The organism is Nonomuraea sp. NPDC003754, from assembly GCF_053605785.1.
Map to the genome: position 1 here is coordinate 64222 of NZ_JBSGJX010000012.1, position 17663 is coordinate 81884.

Below are 17663 nucleotides of genomic sequence, written 5' to 3' on the forward strand. Positions count from 1 at the left end.
GTCACTGCTGGGCCAGCAGCGCCAGCACGTCGGCGTCGGTCAGCTGCTCGAAGCTTCCGTACCACTGCCCGACCGCGTGGAAGTCGGGCGGCGTGGCCAGCACGACCAGCTCGTCGGCCTCGCCGCGCAACGCCCTGACCGTCTGCGGCGCCCCGACCGGCACAGCCAGGGTGAGCCTGCCCGGCTTGGCCGCCTCGACCGCCCTGAGCGCCGCCCTCGCCGTACCGCCGGTGGCGAGCCCGTCGTCGACGACCACCACGTCCCGGCCCGTCAGGTACGGCAGCTTCCGGTCCCCCCGGTAGACGCGCACCCTGCGGCGCAGCTCCTCGCGCTCCCGCTCGACCACCTTCTCCAGGCCGGAGCGGGTCAGGCCGAGACCGGCCATCAGCCGCTCGTCGAAGACCGGCTCCCCTCCCTCGGCGATGGCGCCCACGCCCAGCTCCGGCTGGGCGGGGTAGCCGATCTTCCTGGTGACGAGGATGTCCAGCACGCCGCCGATCCTGCGGACCACGGGCACCGCCACGGCGACCCCGCCGCGTGGCAACGCCAGGACGACGGGGTCCTTCAGCCCGCGCAGGCGCTCGGCCAGCAGGGCGCCTGCCTCGGCTCTGTCGGCGAACAGCGGCCCCATGCCCGAGTCATACCCGTACCGGTGCCGCGCATCCCTGCGCCGGCTAGGGCCGATTACGCCCTGACCTGCGCATCTCCTTGTGGATGATCTTCCACTTCTGCTGTTGTTCCTTGCGCAGCCTGGCGTCGGTCCTGCCGGCCATCCACGCGGCCTCCCGCTGGAGCTTGAACCAGCTCTCCAGCCTGCGCTCGGGCAGCAGCCCCGAATCCAGGGCCGCCTGCACGGCGCAGTCCGGCTCGCCGTTGTGGGAGCAGTCGCCGAACCTGCACGAGCGGGCCAGGTCCTCGATGTCGGCGAAGACGAGGTCGACCCCGTCGGTCATCTCGTAGAGGCCGACCCGCCTGATGCCGGGCGTGTCGATGATCAGCCCGCCGCCGGGCAGCGGGATGAGCTCCCGGTGCACGGTGGTGTGCCGGCCCCTGCCGTCGGCGGCGCGGACCTGCTGGGTGTCCATCACTCCCTCCTCGGCCAGCGCGTTGACCAGCGTGGACTTGCCCGCTCCCGAAGGACCGAGCACCACGGCCGTGCGCGAGCCGGCGAGATGCTCGCGCACCGGCGCGACACCCTCGCCGAGCAGGGAGGAGACGGCGTGCACCGGCACGCCGGGCGCCGCCGCCGAGACGTCGGCCAGCAGCTGGTCGAGCCCCAGCTCGAACAGGTCGGACTTGGTGATGAGCACGACGGGCGTGCCGCCGCTCTCCCACGCCAGGGCGACCAGCCGCTCGATGCGTCCGAGGTCGGCGAAGTCGGTGGCGTGCATGGACGGCTCGGCCACGAAGACGACGTCGACGTTGGCGGCGAGCACCTGCCCCTGTCCGTCGCCGGACAGTCCCCCGCGCGAGACGCGGCTGACGCCGCCCCTCACGAAGGCGGTACGGCGGGGCAGTACCTCGTCGAGCTCGTAGCGGCCCTCGGGCAGCGCCCGCAGCGCCACCCAGTCGCCCACGCAGGGCAGTGCGACCGGGTCGCCGGCCGCGGCCCTGCGCACGCGGGCGCCGTATTTGACATGGTGATGGCCGTCGGAGGCGATGACCTCCGCGGCTCCGCGGTCGACCCGCGCCACGCGCGCGGGAACGGTGTCCGCGGGAAGCTCGGCGGCCAGCGAGCCGGTCCAGCCGAGCAGGGAAAGATCGTGTGTGGTCACGCTTGGGTACCCTTCGGAAGCCGGGCCCCGCGGCGTGAAAGGTCAGGCGGGCACCCGGAAGTTTTCGGACAGCGAGCAGCTCAGAAAGACCCGCATAGTCCTCACCTCCCATGTGTCGTGGCCGTCTGCCTAGCCGAACAGTATCACTCCCGCAGATCACGTGCGTCGTGAGCGGTCACGCGGGCTCGCGGACCAGGGCCAGCCAGCGGTCGGTGATCCCGCCCCACAGGTCGCGCAGCGCCGGCTCGGCCGCGGCGACGCCGCCCAGCATGGCGGGCACGTCCAGGCCGAGCTCGGCCAGCTGCGGCGACTCCCCCGAGGCCCACTCGGTGGCCGAGGCGAGCAGCACCTCGGGATGGAACTGCACACCCCACGCGCGCCGGCCCAGGCGGAAGGCCTGGTGCGGGAAGGCGTCGTCGCGCAGGAGGGGGACGGCCCCTGGCGGCAGCTCCGCGATCTCGTCCCAGTGCCACTGGACGGCCTGGCCGTCGGCGGGGAAGCCGGAGAACAGCTCGTCGTCGTCGGCCGCCGGGTAGGCGCCGAGCGGGAAGAGGCCGACCTGGGCGGCGGCGGCGACGGTGACCGTCCCGCCGCAGGCCTGGGCGAGCAGCTGGCCGCCGAGGCAGACCCCCAGGACGGGGACCTCGTCGCGGACCGCCTCCCGTAGCAGCGCCTCCACGGCGGGCAGCCACGGGGCCAGGCCGACGTCGCCGGTTCCCGGGGTGCCGCCGAGCACGACCAGGCCGTCGTGTCCCGACAGGTCGGGGGGCAGGGGTTCACCCAGGTACGGGTGGCGCAGGTCGAGCTTGTGCCCGGCCCGCTCGATCCGCTCCCCGATCAGGCCGGGGCCGGTGCCGTGTTCGTGCTGGATGCCGAGGATCACAGGCGTCCCGCCTCGATGATGGACTTCAGGAACATGCGCGTACGCTCCTCGTGTGGTTCGGTGAAGATCTGTTCGGGCGGCCCCTCCTCCAGCAGGCAGCCCTGGTGCAGGAAGCACACCCGGCTCGCCACCTCGCGGGCGAAGCCCATCTCGTGGGTGGCCAGCAGCATGGTCAGACCCTCGGCCGCCAGGTCACGGACGATGCCGAGGACCTCGGCGACGAGCTCGGGGTCGAGCGCCGAGGTGATCTCGTCCAGCAGCAGCACGCGAGGCCCCATGGCGAGGGTCCTGACGATCGCGACCCGCTGCTGCTGCCCGCCGGACAGCCGGTCGGGGTAGGCGTCGGCGCGTTCCTCCAGGCCCACCCTGCGCAGCAGCTCCAGCGCGCGGGCACGGGCCTGCTCACGCGGCAGGCCGCCGAGCCTGACCGGCGCCAGCGTGATGTTGTCCAGCACGCTCATGTGCGGGAACAGGTTGTAGCTCTGGAAGACCATGCCGATGTCTTTGCGCAGCAGGTTGACGTCCACGCCCGCTCCGGAGACCACCTCGCCGTCCAGGCGGACGGTGCCGGCGTCGATGGACTCCAGCGCGTTGACACAGCGCAGCAGGGTGGACTTGCCGCTGCCCGAGGCGCCGATCAGGCAGATCACCTCGTGCCGCTCCACGGACAGGTCGATGCCCTTGAGCACCTCGTGGCCGCCGTAGCTCTTGCGCAGCCCTTCGAGCTCCAGGAAGGCCATCACGTGCTCCGTTCGCGGGTGAGGAGACGGTCGACGAGCCGGGCCTGCGGGATGGTGATGAGGATGAACAGCACCGCCACGACCGTGACCGAGGAGAGGTTGAAGTTGTTGGCGGCCAGGATCTTGGCCTGGTTGAAGGCGTCGATGCTGCCGATGACGTTCACCAGCGCGGTGTCCTTCTGCAGGCTGATGAAGTCGTTCAGCAGCGGCGGGATCACCCGGCGCGTGGCCTGCGGCACCACCACGTGCCGCATGGTCGCCAGGTAGGAGAAGCCGAGCGAGCGCGAGGCCGCGATCTGGCTGGGGTGGATGCTCTCGATGCCGGCGCGGAAGACCTCGGCGACGTAGGCGCCGTAGACCACGGTGAGCGCCAGGATCGCGTACCAGGTCTGGTTGAGCCCGCTGAGCAGCGGAACCTCGGCCAGCGGCAGGCCGAAGCCGATCAGGTAGATCACGATGATCGCGGGAACGGCGCGGACGGCGTCGATGTAGAAGGTCGCCAGCCGCCTGATCGGCCGCCCCGCCCGGCCGGGCGCGAGCCTGGCCAGGGCCAGGACCAGGGCCCAGACCAGCACGAGCGCCTGCGCCACCACGGCGATGACCAGGTTGGTGGCGAAGGCGCGGGCGATGTCGGGGAAGCTCGCCCACATCAGGGCGCCGTCGAGGAAGGTCTTCTGCACCGCCGCGTCGTTGGCGAGCACGAAGACGATCGCGCCCAGCGCGCACAGGACGGCCAGCGCCGCGCCGAGCGCCGTCCAGGCCGACTCGCGCACGCGCGCGGCCAGCCGGCGCGCCGCCACTACGTCGGTCTCCTCAAGCGCGGCGGCGCAGGCACGCGAGGCTCGCCAGGCGTCCCACGCGGGCCGGAACACCGCCAGGACGGCCAGCGCGCCCGCGACCGCGACGGCGCCGAGCACCCAGCGCCAGGGCCCGGCGGTGGCCGCCCCGACGAGGTCGGCGGCCACGGCCCAGGTGGCGGCGGTGGCGAGCGCCGCTCCCGTCATGCCGGCCGCCGCGAAGCCGCGTCCCGGCGCGGGGACGGGCTGGGCGCGCTCCGGCGCGGCCGAGGCGCCCCCGAGGAGCGTCTGCTGGGCGGTCACGACGCCTGCCAGAGCGGGACGGAGGCCGGGTCGCCGCCGAACACCTTGGCCAGGTGGTCGGCCGACAGCTTGTCGAATGTCCCGTCGGACTTCATCTGCTGGATGATCGCGTCGAGGGTGGCGGCGTTGGGCGAGCCCTTGGGGTAGAGCGCGCCGTACGACTCGCCGGTCGAGTACTGGCCGACGACGGTCAGCGCGCCCTGCGAGTTGGCGGCGGTGCCCAGCATGATGGCCACGTCCTGGAGCCCGGCGTCGATCTGCCCGGCCTTGACGGCGGCGGCCATCTCGGGGTCGTTGGGGAAGACCTTGGGCTGCTGCTCGGGCTTGAGGACGTTGGCCACGAAGTCGGCGCCGGTGGTTCCCTGCTTGACGCCCAGGCGCAGCGTGCGCAGGTTGCCTGCGGTCACGTCGGCGCCCTTCTTGGTCATCACCCCGATGTTGGAGGCGAAGTAGGGCGCCGAGAAGGTCACCACCTTCTTGCGCGCCTCGGTGATGGAGATCTCGGCCAGGGCCAGGTCGAAGTCCTTGGTGTGGCCGGCGACCAGCGCGTCGAAGGGCGCGTTCTCGACGGCCAGCTTGGACAGCCCCGCGCGGTAGGCGATGGTGGCCGCCATGCAGTACTCGAAGCCGTCCTTGATGTCGGCCACCGTGTCGCCGTTCCACCAGCCCTTGGAGGGCAGGTCGCCCTGCACCGTCAGGGTGTCCTCGGTCACGGTCGCGAGCTTGAACTCGCCCCGCTTGCCGGTCACGGTGCAGTTGCCGTAGGCGGTGCCGCTGGCCTCGGTGGTGCTGGAGGTGGAGGATCCGCAACCTGCCGCAAGCAGCAGGACGGTGAGACCGGCGGCGGCGAGGCCGGAGCGGGTTCGGGTCATGGCTCACTCCTGAGTCGTTCTGGGGTACGCCACGGTTGCAAAAACGCTTTGGCTCGGTCAATGGGTGTTGCCAAAACGTTTTCTCAAACGCCGATAGGATCATTCCATGAGCTCACGCGCCGGCATCCGCGACGTCGCCACCGCCACCGGGCTGTCGATCACGACGGTGTCCCACGCCCTCAGCGGCAAGGGCCGCGTCTCCGCCAAGACCAGGGCGATGGTCCTGGCCGCCGCGGAGGAGCTCGGCTACCGGCCCGACCCGATCGCCGCGGGCCTGGCCTCCGGCCGGGTGGGCGTGATCGGTGTGCCCGTCGTCCACCTCGACTCGCGGCACTGGGGCCACACCTACCGGCCCTACTACGCCGCGTTCACGGCCGGCGCCACCATGCTGGCCGTCGAGCGCGAGCACGCCCTGGTCGTCGTGCCGGCCGCACCCGGTTCGGGGATGATCCGCAGGGTCCCGCTGGACGGCGTCATCGTGGTCGACCCCGAGCCGAACGACGCCATCCTGGCCGACTGCCTGCGCAGGGCGATCCCCGTGGTCGCCGACGGCGCGCCCCTCGACCCCGGGCACGCGACCGTCCCGGTCATCCACAGCGACGCCGACGACGTGCTGCGCACGCTGCTCGACCGGCTGCGCGACACGGGCTCGCGCCGCATCGCGCTGCTGACCGGCACCGAGGCCGACTCCTACACGATCGACACCGACCGCGCCTACCGCGCCTGGTGCGCGGCCACCGGCAACCCGCCGATCGTCGAGGCGCTGCAGCCCGACGAGGTCCCCGAGGTGGCCGCCGAGCGGCTGCTGTCGCGGGCCGACCGGCCCGACGCCGTCCACGGCCTCAACGAGACCTACGGCGAGGCGCTGCTGGCCGCCGCCAGGAGGCTTGGCCTGTCCATCCCCGGCGACCTGCGCGTGTCGATGATGTGCGAGACCTCGGAGGACAAGCGCTGGGAGGTGCCCCTCACCGTGATCAGCCTGGAGGCCGCCGAGCGCGGCGCGATCGCGGCGGCGGCGCTGATCGACGTTCTGGCCGGGAAGGCGGCCGACCGGCTGCACGTCCCGACCCGCCTGGTCATCCGCGCCTCGACGGGCTGACACGCCGACGGGCTGACACGCCACCGCCCCGCCACGACGTGCGCGGCGGGGCGGGATGAGCTGGGCGGTCTAGGACAGGCCGGGCGCGGGGAAGCGCGCGGTCAGCTCGGAGACCTCGTGGTGCACGCGGGTGATCACGTCCTCGGCGTCACCCTTGGCCAGCGCGGTGACGACCTCGTCCATCCACGCGCCGATCTGCCGCATCTCGGCCTCCTTCATGCCGCGCGAGGTGACCGACGGCGTGCCGATGCGGATGCCGGACGGGTCGAACGGCTTGCGGGTGTCGAACGGCACCGTGTTGTAGTTGGTCTCCAGGCCCGCCCGGTCGAGCGCCTGCGCGGCAGGCTTGCCGCCGATGCCCTTGGGCGTCAGGTCGAGCAGGATCAGGTGGTTGTCCGTGCCGCCGGAGACCAGGTCGAAGCCGCGGCTCGACAGTTCCTCGGCCAGCGCCTTGGCGTTGGCGACGACCTGAGCGGCGTACTCGCGGAAGGCCGGCTGGGCCGCCTCGTGCAGGGCCACCGCGATCGCGGCGGTCGTGTGGTTGTGCGGGCCGCCCTGCAGGCCGGGGAAGACGGCCTTGTTCAGCGCCGTGGCGTGCTCGTCGGAGGAGGCCATCAGCATCGCGCCGCGCGGGCCGCGCAGCGTCTTGTGCGTGGTGGTGGAGATCACGTCGGCGTGGCCGACGGGCGACGGGTGGGCGCCGCCGGCGATGAGGCCGGCGATGTGCGCGATGTCGGCGGCCAGGACCGCGCCGACCTCACGGGCGATCGAGGCGAAGCCCTCGAAGTCGATCGTGCGCGGGATCGCGGTGCCGCCGCAGAAGATCAGCTTCGGCCGGTGCTCCAGGGCCAGCTCCCTGACCTGGTCGAGGTCGACGCGGCCGGTGTCCTGGCGGACACCGTAGCGGACCGGGTTGAACCACTTGCCGGTGGCGCTGACCGACCAGCCGTGGGTCAGGTGGCCGCCGAACGGCAGGCCCATGCCCATGACGGTGTCGCCCGGGTTGAGGAAGGCCATGTAGATGGCCAGGTTGGCGGGCGAGCCGGAGTAGGGCTGGACGTTGGCGTGCTCGACCCCGAACACCGCCTTGGCCCGGTCGACGGCCAGCGTCTCGATCTGGTCGATGACCTGCTGGCCCTCGTAGTAGCGCTTGCCCGCGTAACCCTCGGAGTACTTGTTGGTGAGAACGGTGCCGGTGGCCTCGAGGACCGCCTTGGACACGTAGTTCTCGGACGCGATGAGCTTGACGGTGTCGGCCTGACGGCGTTCCTCGGCCTTGATGAGCTCGGCGAGCTGCGGGTCGACGTTGGCGAGAGAACTCATGACTCCCCTGTCATCATTGACATTGCGCGAAGACCCAGGCGCTCGGCCTTCGCCCCTTCCGCTCCCCGGTGGTCAACCACCTAATGCGCCAGTCGCGACGCCCTAGACGATATCGGATGTCCATCGGCTGTCAGCCTGCCGTACGGCCGGCCCTGCCCCTGGTCGTCCCCTCCCCCGGCCACAGCCGGTCGACCTCGGCGTTCAGGATGGCCCCGATGAGCACGGCCAGCGCGGTGATGTACAGCCACAGCAGCACGGCGATGGGCGCGGCCAGCGAGCCGTACACCGAGACGGGCGAGAACCAGGAGGCCAGGACCGTGCGCAGCACCATCGCGCACACCAGCCACAGGAACAGCGCCAGGACCGCGCCGGGCAGTTCGCGGAACCACCGGGTCCGCACGGGCACGCTGACGTGGTAGAGCAGGGTCAGGAACAGCACCGAGCCGATGATGACGACGGGCCAGTACAGCACGTCGACCAGCACCGCGTAGTCCTTGATCGCCGATCTGAGCAGGTCGGGCCCGATGAGCATGACCGGCATGACGACGACGCCGATGAGCAGGGCGATGAGGTAGAGGCCGAAGGACATCAGCCGGGTGCGGATGATGCCGCGTTCCTCGCCCAGGCCGTAGGCCACCGAGATGAGGTCCACGTACACGTACAGCGCGCGTGAGCCCGACCAGAGCGCCAGCAGGAAGCCGACCGAGATCAGCGGCACCGTGTTGCCGCTGCTGAGCACGTCGTCCAGCAGGGGCTTGATCACCTGGTCGATGGCGTTGTCGGTGAAGATGAACTGCGCCTGCTTCTCCACCTCGGCGCGCACGGTCTGGACGGTGTCGGGGCCCAGCACGAAGCTCAGCTGGGCCAGCACGGCGATGAGCCCGAGCACGAACGGCGGCAGCGACAGCAGGGCGAAGAAGGCGGCCTCGCCGGCCAGACCGGTGACGCGGTAGTTGACGCCGGCGTCCACGGACGCGCGAACGATGGCCCACGACCGGGTGTCCAGCACCCAGCTGAGCCGCTCCCTCGCGCGGCTCATGCTGAGCCGCGGCCCGCGGCGCTTCGCGCCGGGCGGTGCGTCGGTGGACGTCATGGCAACCAAGGTATTCGCTGTCCGAGGTCAGCTTCCCCGCATGACCTGTGACAATCCGATCTCGTGTCAGGTTTCGACGATACGCGCGCCGAGGGGCAGGAGCGAGACGGGGATGAGTTTGATGTTGGCCACTCCCAGCGGGATGCCGATGATCGAGATGAACAGCGGGATCGCGGTGATGATGTGGCCGAGCGCCAGCCACCAGCCCGCGAAGATGATCCAGATGACGTTGCCGATGGTCGACATCGCGCCGGCGTCGGGATCGCGCACGACGGTCCTGCCGAAGGGCCACAGCGCGTAGCCGGCGATCCTGAACGAGGCGATGCCGAAGGGGATCGTGATGATCAGGATGCAGCAGATGACGCCGGCGATCACGTAGCCGATCGCCAGCCAGAGGCCGGCCAGGACCAGCCAGATCACGTTCAGAATGGTGCGCATATGTTCAGCATGTCAGCACATATCCCAAACGATCATCCGGAATCGCCCTGAATCACCCCTGACGGGTCCCTGCCCTTCCCCGGCGGGCCCGCGAACGCCTGCGCGACCGCCGTCCATTCCCGCGCCGTCTCGCCCGTCACCTCCAGGCGCAGGTCGTCCAGGTGCCGCCGCTGGGTCACCAGCAGGCAGAAGTCGAGCATCGGCCCGCGCACCACGTCCCGCGCTCCCGCGGGCCCGGCCGTCCACGGCACGCCGTCCGGCAGCGTCAGCTCCACCCGCACCGGGTCGGCGGGCACCGGCCTGCCCCTGACCGCGAAGCCGTACGGCATGGCCCGCACCCCCAGCGTGGCCACGTGCCTGAGCCTGGCGGTGGGAGTCCTGACCACGCCCAGCGCGTCAGCCACGTCCTGGCCGTGGGCCCAGGTCTCCATCAGCCTGGCGGTGACGAAGGAGGCGGCCGACATGGGCGGGCCGTACCAGGGGACGCGCCGCCTGGGATCGAGCGTGGCGAACACCTCCAGCATGCGGGCGCGGGCCGTACGGAACCACGCGCGCACCTCGGCGGCGGGCAGCGCGCGGGCCTCGGCCACCAGGTCGTCGACGAAGGTCTCGGCCACCTCGCCGGCCCGCAGGGAGCCGGGGTCGGTGACGGCTCTGACCGCCGCCTCGTCGAACCACGCCAGGTGGCCGACCTGGTCGCGGATCAGCCACCCCTCGGCCGGCGTGGGGAGCTCCCAGTCGGCGCCCTCCAGGAGCGACTCGAGGTCGGCGGTCTCGTCGCGCAGGTCGATGAGCAGGGCCGGGAAGAAGTCCACGATGAATAATCAAGTGGTGATCTGCGAGAAGTGCAAGGAGAAGCATCACGAGGAGTGCAGGGGCGGTTCGTGGTGCGACTGCCAGCACCAGAGCGAGGACACGCCCAAGGAGTCGGAACTCGACTGGCCCAGGCAGGGCTGAAGATCGTCCAGACTCTGGACCACTGTTGGACATGGCAGACCGCCAAGGTATGGTCTGAGGTATGCCAGCGGACCCGATGCTCGTCGTGCGACGTCACGTCGACCTTCAGCGTGTCCGCAGCGCCATCTGTTAGCGACGCCCGCTCTCCTTTCCGTTTTCTTTCTGGAACGACGCGCGCGTCGCACACCCCGGTCCCCTGCACTCGACGATGAGGCAGGAGGAGGCCGGCGCGCGCCCATGACCCAAAGGACGCGCTATGACCACCCCTGCCAGCCGGCATCACAAGCGCCCGCGCGGCGAAGGTCAGTGGGCTCTCGGCTACCGCGAGCCGCTGAACAAGAACGAGGAGAACAAGAAGAGCGATGACGGGCTGAACGTACGCCAGCGCATCATCGACATCTACTCCCAGCGCGGCTTCGACTCCATCGACCCGGCCGACCTGCGTGGACGCATGCGGTGGTACGGCCTGTACACCCAGCGCAAGCCCGGCATCGACGGCGGCAAGACCGCCGTCCTGGAGCCGGAGGAGCTGGACGACCGCTACTTCATGCTGCGCGTCCGCATCGACGGCGGGCAGCTGAGCGTCGAGCAGCTGCGGGTGCTGGCCGACATCTCCAACCAGTACGGCCGGGGCACCGCCGACGTCACCGACCGGCAGAACATCCAGTACCACTGGATCGAGATCGAGGCGGTGCCCGACATCTGGCAGCGCCTGGAGGCCGTCGGCCTGTCGACGACCGAGGCCTGCGGCGACACGCCGCGCGTCATCCTCGGCTGCCCGCTGGCCGGTATCGACTCCGAGGAGGTGCTCGACGCCACCGAGGCGATCCGCGAGGTGCACGAGCGCTTCATCGGCGACCCGGCCTACTCCAACCTGCCGCGCAAGTTCAAGTCGGCCATCTCCGGCTGCCCGGCCCACTGCACGGTGCACGAGATCAACGACGTGGCCTTCGTCGGGGTCGTCAACGAGCAGGGCGAGAAGGGCTTCGACCTGTGGGTGGGCGGCGGTCTGTCCACCAACCCGATGTTCGGCAAGCGGCTCGGCGTGTTCGTCCGCCCCGACCAGGTGGGCGACGTCTACGGCGGCGTGATCGGCATCTTCCGCGACTACGGCTACCGCAGGCTCAGGCACCGCGCCAGGATCAAGTTCCTGGTCAACGACTGGGGCCCGGAGAAGTTCCGCGAGGTGCTGCAGACGGAGTACCTCAAGGAGGACCTGCCCGACGGCCCCGCGCCCGAGCAGCCGCGCAACAGCCGCCGCGACCACGTGGGCGTCCACCCGCAGCAGGACGGCAACTTCTACGTCGGCTTCGCGCCCAAGGTCGGCCGACTCGACGGCGACACGCTGCACGTGATCGCCGACCTGGCCGAGCGGCACGGCTCGGCCCGGGTCCGCACCACCGTCGAGCAGAAGATGGTCATCCTCGACGTCGCGCCCGACCAGGTCGACTCGCTGGTGGCCGCGCTGGAGGCGCACGACCTGCAGGTCACGCCCTCCACCTTCCGCCGCCAGACGATGGCCTGCACCGGCATCGAGTACTGCAAGCTGGCCATCGTCGAGACCAAGGCCACCGCCTCCCACCTGATCGACGAGCTGGAGAAGCGGCTGCCGGCCTTCGCCGAGCCGCTGACCATCAACGTCAACGGCTGCCCGAACTCCTGCGCCCGCATCCAGGTCGCCGACATCGGCCTGAAGGGCCAGCTGGTCGTCAACGACAAGGGCGAGCAGGTCGAGGGCTTCCAGATCCACCTCGGCGGCTCGCTCGGCGTCAACGCGGGCTTCGGCCGCAAGGTGCGCGGCCTGAAGACCACGGCCGAGGAGCTGCCCGACTACGTCGAGCGGGTCCTGACCCACTTCGAGGACCAGAAGAAAGAGGGCGAGTCGTTCGCCGACTGGGTCCAGCGAGCGGACGAGGCGGACCTCAGATGAGCGAACGCGCGGTTCCCTTCCACTGCCCGTACTGCGGTGAGGAGGACCTGGAGCCCTACGAGGGCGACGGCGGCTGGTACTGCCGGGCCTGCGCCCGCGCCTTCAAGCTCAAGTTTCTCGGGATCGGAGTGAGGATATGACGCTGGTTGACATCGAGGTGACGTTAAGAGAACAGCGCGGCACGCTCGACCTGCAGTCCATTGTCGAGTCCGCCGCCGTGTTCCTGGAGGGCGCGCCCGCCAGGGAGATCATCCGGTGGGCGGCCGCCACGTTCGGCGACCGGTTGTGCCTGACCTCCTCCATGAGCGACGCCCTGCTGATCGACCTGGTGAGCAGGGTGAAGCCGGGTGTTGACGTCCTGTTCATCGACACGGGCTACCACTTCGCCGAGACGATCGGCACCCGTGACGCGGTACGGCAGGTCTATGACGTCAACGTGATCGATGTGAAGCCGTCGCGGACGGTGGAGGAACAGGAGCGTGACCTCGGTCCGCGGCTGTTCGGCCGCAATCCCGACCTGTGCTGCTACCTGCGCAAGGTGGAGCCGCTCAACCGGGCGCTCGAGCCGTACCTGGCGTGGCTCTCCGGCATCCGCCGCGACGAGTCGCCGACGCGCACGGGCACCAAGGTCGTGGAGTGGGACGCCAAGCGCCAGATGGTCAAGGTCAACCCGATCGCCGCGTGGACCCAGGACGACGTCGACAACTACATGGCCGACAACGGCGTCCTGATCAACCCGCTGCACTACGACAACTACCCGTCCATCGGCTGCGCGCCCTGCACGCGACAGGTGGCCGAGGGCGAGGATCCGCGCAGCGGCCGTTGGGCGGGCATGGGGAAGACCGAATGCGGCATTCACCTCTGATCCAGGAAGCGCTGATCCAGGAAGCGCTGACGCGGGAAACGCCGGCTCCGGAGACCCTGGCCGCGGGGACTCCGATCCCTGCAGCCCTGCTCCCGGGAGCTGTGGCCCAGGGAGCTGTGACCCCGCGAGCTGTCGTCCCGGGAGCGGTGGCCGCTGAACCGCATGCCCCGGGACCTCCTGCCACCGCCGGTCGGCATCCGGCGGGTGAGGGAGCGCGCCTTGGCAGGGGCGCGATCCCGTTGGTCGCGGTGGCGCACGGGTCACGCGACCCGCGCGCCGCCGCGACCGTGGAGGCCCTGCTCGACCGGGTCCGCCGGCGGCGGCCCGGCCTGGAGGTCCGCTCGGCCTACCTCGACCACGGCCCGCCGACGCTCGGCCAGGCGCTGCACGGCCTGCGCGAGGCGGTCGTGCTGCCGCTGCTGCTGACCGAGGCCTACCACAGCAGGGTCGACCTGCCGGCCGCGCTGGCCGAGGCGCGCGCCCGTGACGCCCGCCTGCGCGTGCGCTACGGCACGACGCTGGGCCCGCACCCGCTGCTGCTCGACGCCCTCGACCGCCGCCTGACGGAGGCGGGGGTCGCCACCGGCGATCCCGGCACGGCCGTCGTGCTGGTCTCGGCCGGCTCGAGCGACGCCCGCGCCAACGCCGTCGTCGCGGCTCTGGCCCGCGACTGGGACCGCCGGTCCGGCTGGTGGGCCGTCACGCCCGCCTACGCGTCCGCGGCCGGGCCCACCCCCGCCGAGGCGGTCGCGGCCCTGCGTGCCGCGGGAGCACCGCGGGTGGCCGTCGCGCCGTACCTGCTGGCGCCCGGCTTCTTCGCCGACAAGGTACGGCGCGGCGCGGGCGCCGACGTCGTGTCGGACGTGCTCGGTCCGGCCCCCGAGCTGGTCGAGGTGCTGCTCGAACGCTACGAGCTCGCGCTGCGGGCCGAACCCGCCGCGGTCCCGGCCTGATCGGGGCTGCCCCGGCCTATCGGGGCGACCCCGTCCGGCCCGGTTCGAAACCCGGCGTGGTCGGCCCGGCTGATCGGGGCCGTCCGGTTCGGCCCGACCCGGACCCGGCGTGGTCGGCCCGGCCCGGACCCGGCGTGGTCGGCCCGGCCCGGTCCCGCGGGGTCAGTCGCGGTCGAGCTGCCGCCGCTCGCCGCTCCACAGCTGCTCGTGGGACAGGCCGAGGTGCTCGCGCCAGGCGGCCCAGCCTCGCTTGATCGGCTTGGCCCGCGAGTCGCCGATGACCTTCACGTCGCCCATGACCGCGTAGGCGTGCACGCGCACCACGGGCACGTTCATGCCGGGCGCGGCCTCCAGCACGTCGACCTTCTTGTCGCCCATGACGGCCATGCCGTCGAGGTCGACGTCCACGCCGTCCGGAACGATGATCTTCACATCGCCCATCACGGAGACGGCCGTGACGTCGATGGTGTTGGTGCGGACCTCGGCCTCGCGCAGGTCGAGCAGCACGTCGCCCATCACCGCGACGGCGCCGAGCTCCTGGTCGATCCGCCACTTGCCGCGGCGCTTGGAGTCACCCATGATCGCCACGAACCACCGCCGGCGACGTGAGGGCGGCGCGGCGGGCAGGGGTGCCGCGATGCCGGCGGCCGGCAGGTCCTGGGTGATCAGGGCCAGCTGGGCGTGCGTGGTCGCCTGGTAGGCGGCCTCCGTCCGGTCGGTCAGCTCGACCAGCGTCAACCGGCCCTCGACCGAGGCTTCTCGCAGCCGCTCGACGACGGCCTCTCGCTCGGCGTCTGAGGCGCGCAGGTCCCCCGGTTCATTCATAGACGCAACATATCGCGTTTTGACGGGCTTGCGGAGCCCGAGATCGCCGAGCCGCACGAGTCTGGGCCGAGACGGAAGACGCTAGGGTCCTGTCATGCATGAGGAACAGCTCTACAGGGCGGCGTTGACCGGCGACCTGGAGACCGTGGGCGAGCTGCTGGCCGCGGGCGCCGACCCCAAGGTGGTCAGCCAGGGCGAGGAGGAGGGCCTCCCGCTGTGCGCGGCGGCCGCATGGGACCGCGTGGCCGTGGCACAGGCGCTGCTGGCCGGGGGCGCCGACGTCGACGGCGCCGAGAGCGGCGGCTGGCGGGCGCTGGCGTGGGCGGCGGCCAACGGCCATGCCGAGACCGCCCAGGTGCTCATCGAGGCGGGCGCGGACGTGAACGCGGCCAACGACGACGGTGACACGCCACTGACGCTGGCCGCCAGGCGTGGCGCGCTCGGCGTGGTCAGGGTGCTGCTCGACGCGGGCGCCGACATCGAGAAGTACGACGCCGACGGCGACACACCGCTCGACATCGCGGTCGACTGGGTGGGCGTCCACCTGGAGAGCGCACTGCTCGACCAGATCGAGCAGGAGGGCTGGGAGTACGTCGTGGGCCGCCAGTACGCCAAGGACGGCACCGAGCTGGTCACGGTGGCCGGCCAGTCCCCCGACGGCGAGGAGCGCGAGCAGGTCCAGGCCCAGCGCGGCCACGCGGCGATCGCCACCCTCCTGGAGGAGGCCGACGGCATCCACACCCCCGTCGACCAGCTCGTGGCCAGGGCGGTGGCGCACCGCGACACCGACGAGGACGCCGAGACGTGGTGGATCGTCGCCGACACCCTCGGCAAGCGCGCCGACGAGGAGACCTACGAGGCGCTGTCCCGGCTGTGCGTCAGCGAGGACGCCCGCGAGCGGGAGTTCGGCGTCGACGCCATCGCGCAGTTCGGGGTCACCGAGGACGGCGACAAGCCTTACCGGGAGCGGACCCTGCCGTTGCTGCGCAAGATGGCCACGACCGAGGGCGACCCGCAGGTGCTGCGGTCGGTGCTGGCGGCGCTCGGCCACCAGGGCGACCCGAGGGCGCTGCCCCAGGTACTCGGCATCATCGGCCGCCCCGGGCACAAGCGCACCATGACGGACGCGATCGCGCTGGCCGACGTGCTGCCGGGCGATGCCGAACAGCTGGGCGGCGAGGAGGGCGGGCTCTGGAGCGAGGGCCTCGCGCTGCTGGTCGAGATGTCGGCCGACGACGAGGACGAGGTCCGCGACTGGGCCACCACGGGTCTGGCCAACCTCGACGCCGACACCCCGCAGATCCGTGAGGCGCTGGCGAACAGGCTGGCCGACAGCGACCTGCGCACCGTCGCCGAGGCCTCCCGCGGGCTCGCGCTGCGCAAGGACGACAGGGCCAGGGCCGGGTTCGAGCGGGTGCTGGCCGACAGTGACGACGACTACGCCCGCGAGGTGGCTGAGGAGGCCCGCAGGTCCCTGGAGGGCTGAGCGCGCACGCCGCGTGACTCCCCGACGTGCCGCGCGGGAGTCACGCGGCGACTTTGGCGAGAAGGTGGTGTAACACAGCGCAGTCACACGCTAACGTTCCGTTCGTCATCAGCCTCCGACGTTAGGACCGTGCGTGCACATCGGACTCGCCGCCGCGATCACCCTCCTGGCCGCCTGCCTGCCCGCCTCGGCGGGCCATGCCGCCGCCGACCCGACCGACCAGTGCGCGCTCGACAGCGACAATGCGATAGCGGCGCAGCTGGCCCGCCATCCCGGCGGCACGAGGGTCGACACCAACACCGTGAGCTACGACGACGGCGCGCTGAGCGTCCACGTCTTCCCGTCCACGTGCGCGAGTCTCGACGGGCAGGGCGACTGCGACTCGGGCGTGGCCTGCTTCTGGGAGCGGTCGCGCTACCGCGGCAACCAGTGGGTGCTCAGCGGTAAGGGCAAGTGGGTCGACCTGCGGATCGACCGGTTCGGCTCGGTGCACAACAACCACCACACCGCCCAGCTGCTGCTGCGCCGCACCCGTGACACCCCCACCGTGAAGGTCTACGGGTCCTACCTGGGCAGCCCCAACACGCTGCCCTCGGGCGCGCGCCGCCAGGCCGGCACGCTCGACTGGGCATGCCTGAGCACGCGCGGCTCGGGCGGCTGCGACTGACCGCCCGCCGGCCGTCGACGCGGCCCCGCGACCCCGCGGCGGGTACCGGCGATCATCGACGACCAGCGGGATATGTTGGGGTTTTCCAGCGAAAGGACATCGCCATGGCGACCACCCGTACCGCGACCACGCAGTGGAAGGGCGCGCTCCTCGACGGTTCCGGTCAGGTCTCGCTCGACACCTCGGGCGTCGGCACCTTCGACGTCTCCTGGCCCTCCAGGGCCGAGGCGGCCAACGGCAAGACCTCTCCCGAGGAGCTCATCGCGGCCGCGCACTCCTCGTGCTTCTCGATGGCCCTGTCCCACGGGCTGGCGCAGGCAGGCACCCCGCCGCAGACGATCGAGACCAAGGCCGACGTGACCTTCCAGCCGGGCGAGGGCATCACGGGCATCGTGCTGAGCGTGCGCGCGCAGGTGCCCGGCATCACCGCCGAGCAGTTCCAGGAGGCGGCCGAGACGGCCAAGGCCAACTGCCCGGTGAGCAAGGCGCTGGCGGGCACCATCATTTCGCTCAACGCCGAACTGCTCGGCTGAGGCCCGCCGGTCGGCGCGGGCCCGGCGCCGCCGCTCGACGCGGGGCCCGCGACGCGACATCTTCCCCGCCCCTGACGGGACGGCGACACGCCGCGGGAGCGAGAACCCCTCAAGGGTTCGTACT

The 17663-nt window shown here is 71.5% G+C and carries 21 protein-coding genes and 1 riboswitch; of the genes, 10 read left to right on the plus strand and 11 right to left on the minus strand.

What is annotated here, in order from left to right; all coding sequences use genetic code 11:
- Position 1: 1 nt before the first annotated feature.
- The 6 genes from ACWEVS_RS17175 to ACWEVS_RS17200 form a co-directional block, all read right to left on the minus strand.
- A complete protein-coding gene (locus tag ACWEVS_RS17175; protein ID WP_354904290.1) occupies positions 2-631 on the minus strand; it encodes a phosphoribosyltransferase in 630 nt (209 codons plus the stop codon).
- Between the two features lie 43 nt (positions 632-674).
- Positions 675-1775 (minus strand): ribosome small subunit-dependent GTPase A, encoded by a 1101-nt coding sequence (gene rsgA, locus ACWEVS_RS17180; RefSeq protein ID WP_354904292.1) that lies wholly within the window; start codon positions 1773-1775, stop codon positions 675-677.
- A gap of 175 nt (positions 1776-1950) precedes the next feature.
- On the minus strand, positions 1951-2658 hold the full coding sequence (locus ACWEVS_RS17185; RefSeq protein WP_452414149.1) for a type 1 glutamine amidotransferase: 708 nt from the start codon (positions 2656-2658) through the stop codon (positions 1951-1953).
- Positions 2655-3398, minus strand: coding sequence for an amino acid ABC transporter ATP-binding protein (locus tag ACWEVS_RS17190; RefSeq protein WP_354904296.1), 744 nt, complete (start codon positions 3396-3398; stop codon positions 2655-2657). Before ACWEVS_RS17190 ends, ACWEVS_RS17185 begins: the two co-directional genes overlap by 4 nt.
- Positions 3398-4498 (minus strand): amino acid ABC transporter permease, encoded by a 1101-nt coding sequence (locus ACWEVS_RS17195; RefSeq protein ID WP_449924227.1) that lies wholly within the window; start codon positions 4496-4498, stop codon positions 3398-3400. The genes ACWEVS_RS17190 and ACWEVS_RS17195 overlap by 1 nt, the downstream gene beginning before the upstream one ends.
- Entirely contained in the window at positions 4495-5370 is an 876-nt protein-coding gene (locus ACWEVS_RS17200; RefSeq protein ID WP_449924230.1) for an ABC transporter substrate-binding protein, read from the minus strand. The genes ACWEVS_RS17195 and ACWEVS_RS17200 overlap by 4 nt, the downstream gene beginning before the upstream one ends.
- Positions 5371-5476: 106 nt before the next feature.
- Between ACWEVS_RS17200 and ACWEVS_RS17205 the strand changes: the two genes are divergently transcribed.
- On the plus strand, positions 5477-6469 hold the full coding sequence (locus tag ACWEVS_RS17205; RefSeq protein WP_452552259.1) for a LacI family DNA-binding transcriptional regulator: 993 nt from the start codon (positions 5477-5479) through the stop codon (positions 6467-6469).
- Positions 6470-6538: 69 nt separating this feature from the next.
- On the opposite strand, the gene glyA is transcribed toward ACWEVS_RS17205, so the two are convergent.
- The 4 genes from glyA to ACWEVS_RS17225 form a co-directional block, all read right to left on the minus strand.
- Positions 6539-7792, minus strand: a complete 1254-nt coding sequence (glyA, locus tag ACWEVS_RS17210) for a serine hydroxymethyltransferase (RefSeq protein ID WP_354904305.1) — start codon at positions 7790-7792, stop codon at positions 6539-6541.
- Positions 7793-7817: 25 nt separating this feature from the next.
- Positions 7818-7898: riboswitch (ZMP/ZTP riboswitch) on the minus strand.
- 24 nt (positions 7899-7922) lie between these two features.
- Positions 7923-8885, minus strand: a complete 963-nt coding sequence (locus tag ACWEVS_RS17215; RefSeq protein ID WP_452414153.1) for a YihY/virulence factor BrkB family protein — start codon at positions 8883-8885, stop codon at positions 7923-7925.
- 66 nt (positions 8886-8951) lie between these two features.
- Positions 8952-9323 (minus strand): YccF domain-containing protein, encoded by a 372-nt coding sequence (locus ACWEVS_RS17220; protein WP_354904310.1) that lies wholly within the window; start codon positions 9321-9323, stop codon positions 8952-8954.
- 32 nt (positions 9324-9355) lie between these two features.
- Complete coding sequence (locus tag ACWEVS_RS17225; RefSeq protein WP_449924241.1) at positions 9356-10138, minus strand: TIGR03084 family metal-binding protein; 783 nt, start codon at positions 10136-10138, stop codon at positions 9356-9358.
- Between the two features lies 1 nt (position 10139).
- Here ACWEVS_RS17225 and ACWEVS_RS17230 point away from each other — a divergent pair, with 1 nt between their 5' ends.
- From ACWEVS_RS17230 to ACWEVS_RS17255, 6 genes are all read left to right on the plus strand, one after another.
- Positions 10140-10280, plus strand: a complete 141-nt coding sequence (locus tag ACWEVS_RS17230) for a hypothetical protein (RefSeq protein WP_354904315.1) — start codon at positions 10140-10142, stop codon at positions 10278-10280.
- A 61-nt stretch (positions 10281-10341) separates the two neighbouring features.
- Positions 10342-10413, plus strand: a complete 72-nt coding sequence (locus ACWEVS_RS17235) for a putative leader peptide (protein ID WP_354905218.1) — start codon at positions 10342-10344, stop codon at positions 10411-10413.
- A gap of 123 nt (positions 10414-10536) precedes the next feature.
- Positions 10537-12210, plus strand: coding sequence for a nitrite/sulfite reductase (locus ACWEVS_RS17240; RefSeq protein ID WP_452552261.1), 1674 nt, complete (start codon positions 10537-10539; stop codon positions 12208-12210).
- Complete coding sequence (locus ACWEVS_RS17245; protein ID WP_354904319.1) at positions 12207-12350, plus strand: Insertion element protein; 144 nt, start codon at positions 12207-12209, stop codon at positions 12348-12350. Before ACWEVS_RS17240 ends, ACWEVS_RS17245 begins: the two co-directional genes overlap by 4 nt.
- The gene (locus ACWEVS_RS17250) at positions 12347-13075 is read left to right on the plus strand and encodes a phosphoadenylyl-sulfate reductase (RefSeq protein ID WP_354904321.1); all 729 of its coding nucleotides are present in this window, start codon (positions 12347-12349) and stop codon (positions 13073-13075) included. The genes ACWEVS_RS17245 and ACWEVS_RS17250 overlap by 4 nt, the downstream gene beginning before the upstream one ends.
- Positions 13076-13314: 239 nt before the next feature.
- Positions 13315-14028, plus strand: coding sequence for a sirohydrochlorin chelatase (locus tag ACWEVS_RS17255; RefSeq protein WP_449924249.1), 714 nt, complete (start codon positions 13315-13317; stop codon positions 14026-14028).
- Between the two features lie 162 nt (positions 14029-14190).
- Here ACWEVS_RS17255 and ACWEVS_RS17260 read toward each other — a convergent pair whose 3' ends face one another.
- Positions 14191-14853 carry a DUF1707 SHOCT-like domain-containing protein gene (locus ACWEVS_RS17260; protein WP_354904325.1) on the minus strand — a complete coding sequence of 221 codons (663 nt, stop codon included), beginning with the start codon at positions 14851-14853 and terminating at the stop codon, positions 14191-14193.
- 94 nt (positions 14854-14947) lie between these two features.
- Between ACWEVS_RS17260 and ACWEVS_RS17265 the strand changes: the two genes are divergently transcribed.
- From ACWEVS_RS17265 to ACWEVS_RS17275, 3 genes are all read left to right on the plus strand, one after another.
- Complete coding sequence (locus ACWEVS_RS17265) at positions 14948-16339, plus strand: ankyrin repeat domain-containing protein (RefSeq protein WP_449924252.1); 1392 nt, start codon at positions 14948-14950, stop codon at positions 16337-16339.
- A 133-nt stretch (positions 16340-16472) separates the two neighbouring features.
- A complete protein-coding gene (locus ACWEVS_RS17270) occupies positions 16473-17006 on the plus strand; it encodes a peptidase inhibitor family I36 protein (RefSeq protein ID WP_452552263.1) in 534 nt (177 codons plus the stop codon).
- Positions 17007-17110: 104 nt separating this feature from the next.
- Positions 17111-17539, plus strand: a complete 429-nt coding sequence (locus ACWEVS_RS17275; RefSeq protein WP_449924258.1) for an OsmC family protein — start codon at positions 17111-17113, stop codon at positions 17537-17539.
- Positions 17540-17663 lie beyond the last annotated feature (124 nt).

What these genes read in the sequence shown, in the direction of transcription:
- ACWEVS_RS17250 (WP_354904321.1), top strand. Translation starts at nt 12,347, where the DNA reads ATGACGCTGGTTGACATCGAGGTGACGTTAAGAGAACAGCGCGGCACG.
- ACWEVS_RS17190 (WP_354904296.1), bottom strand. Translation starts at nt 3,398, where the DNA reads ATGGCCTTCCTGGAGCTCGAAGGGCTGCGCAAGAGCTACGGCGGCCAC.
- ACWEVS_RS17275 (WP_449924258.1), top strand. Translation starts at nt 17,111, where the DNA reads ATGGCGACCACCCGTACCGCGACCACGCAGTGGAAGGGCGCGCTCCTC.
- ACWEVS_RS17265 (WP_449924252.1), top strand. Translation starts at nt 14,948, where the DNA reads ATGCATGAGGAACAGCTCTACAGGGCGGCGTTGACCGGCGACCTGGAG.
- ACWEVS_RS17220 (WP_354904310.1), bottom strand. Translation starts at nt 9,323, where the DNA reads ATGCGCACCATTCTGAACGTGATCTGGCTGGTCCTGGCCGGCCTCTGG.
- ACWEVS_RS17215 (WP_452414153.1), bottom strand. Translation starts at nt 8,885, where the DNA reads ATGACGTCCACCGACGCACCGCCCGGCGCGAAGCGCCGCGGGCCGCGG.
- ACWEVS_RS17200 (WP_449924230.1), bottom strand. Translation starts at nt 5,370, where the DNA reads ATGACCCGAACCCGCTCCGGCCTCGCCGCCGCCGGTCTCACCGTCCTG.
- ACWEVS_RS17245 (WP_354904319.1), top strand. Translation starts at nt 12,207, where the DNA reads ATGAGCGAACGCGCGGTTCCCTTCCACTGCCCGTACTGCGGTGAGGAG.
- ACWEVS_RS17260 (WP_354904325.1), bottom strand. Translation starts at nt 14,853, where the DNA reads ATGAATGAACCGGGGGACCTGCGCGCCTCAGACGCCGAGCGAGAGGCC.
- ACWEVS_RS17175 (WP_354904290.1), bottom strand. Translation starts at nt 631, where the DNA reads ATGGGGCCGCTGTTCGCCGACAGAGCCGAGGCAGGCGCCCTGCTGGCC.
- ACWEVS_RS17240 (WP_452552261.1), top strand. Translation starts at nt 10,537, where the DNA reads ATGACCACCCCTGCCAGCCGGCATCACAAGCGCCCGCGCGGCGAAGGT.
- ACWEVS_RS17205 (WP_452552259.1), top strand. Translation starts at nt 5,477, where the DNA reads ATGAGCTCACGCGCCGGCATCCGCGACGTCGCCACCGCCACCGGGCTG.
- glyA (WP_354904305.1), bottom strand. Translation starts at nt 7,792, where the DNA reads ATGAGTTCTCTCGCCAACGTCGACCCGCAGCTCGCCGAGCTCATCAAG.
- ACWEVS_RS17230 (WP_354904315.1), top strand. Translation starts at nt 10,140, where the DNA reads ATGAATAATCAAGTGGTGATCTGCGAGAAGTGCAAGGAGAAGCATCAC.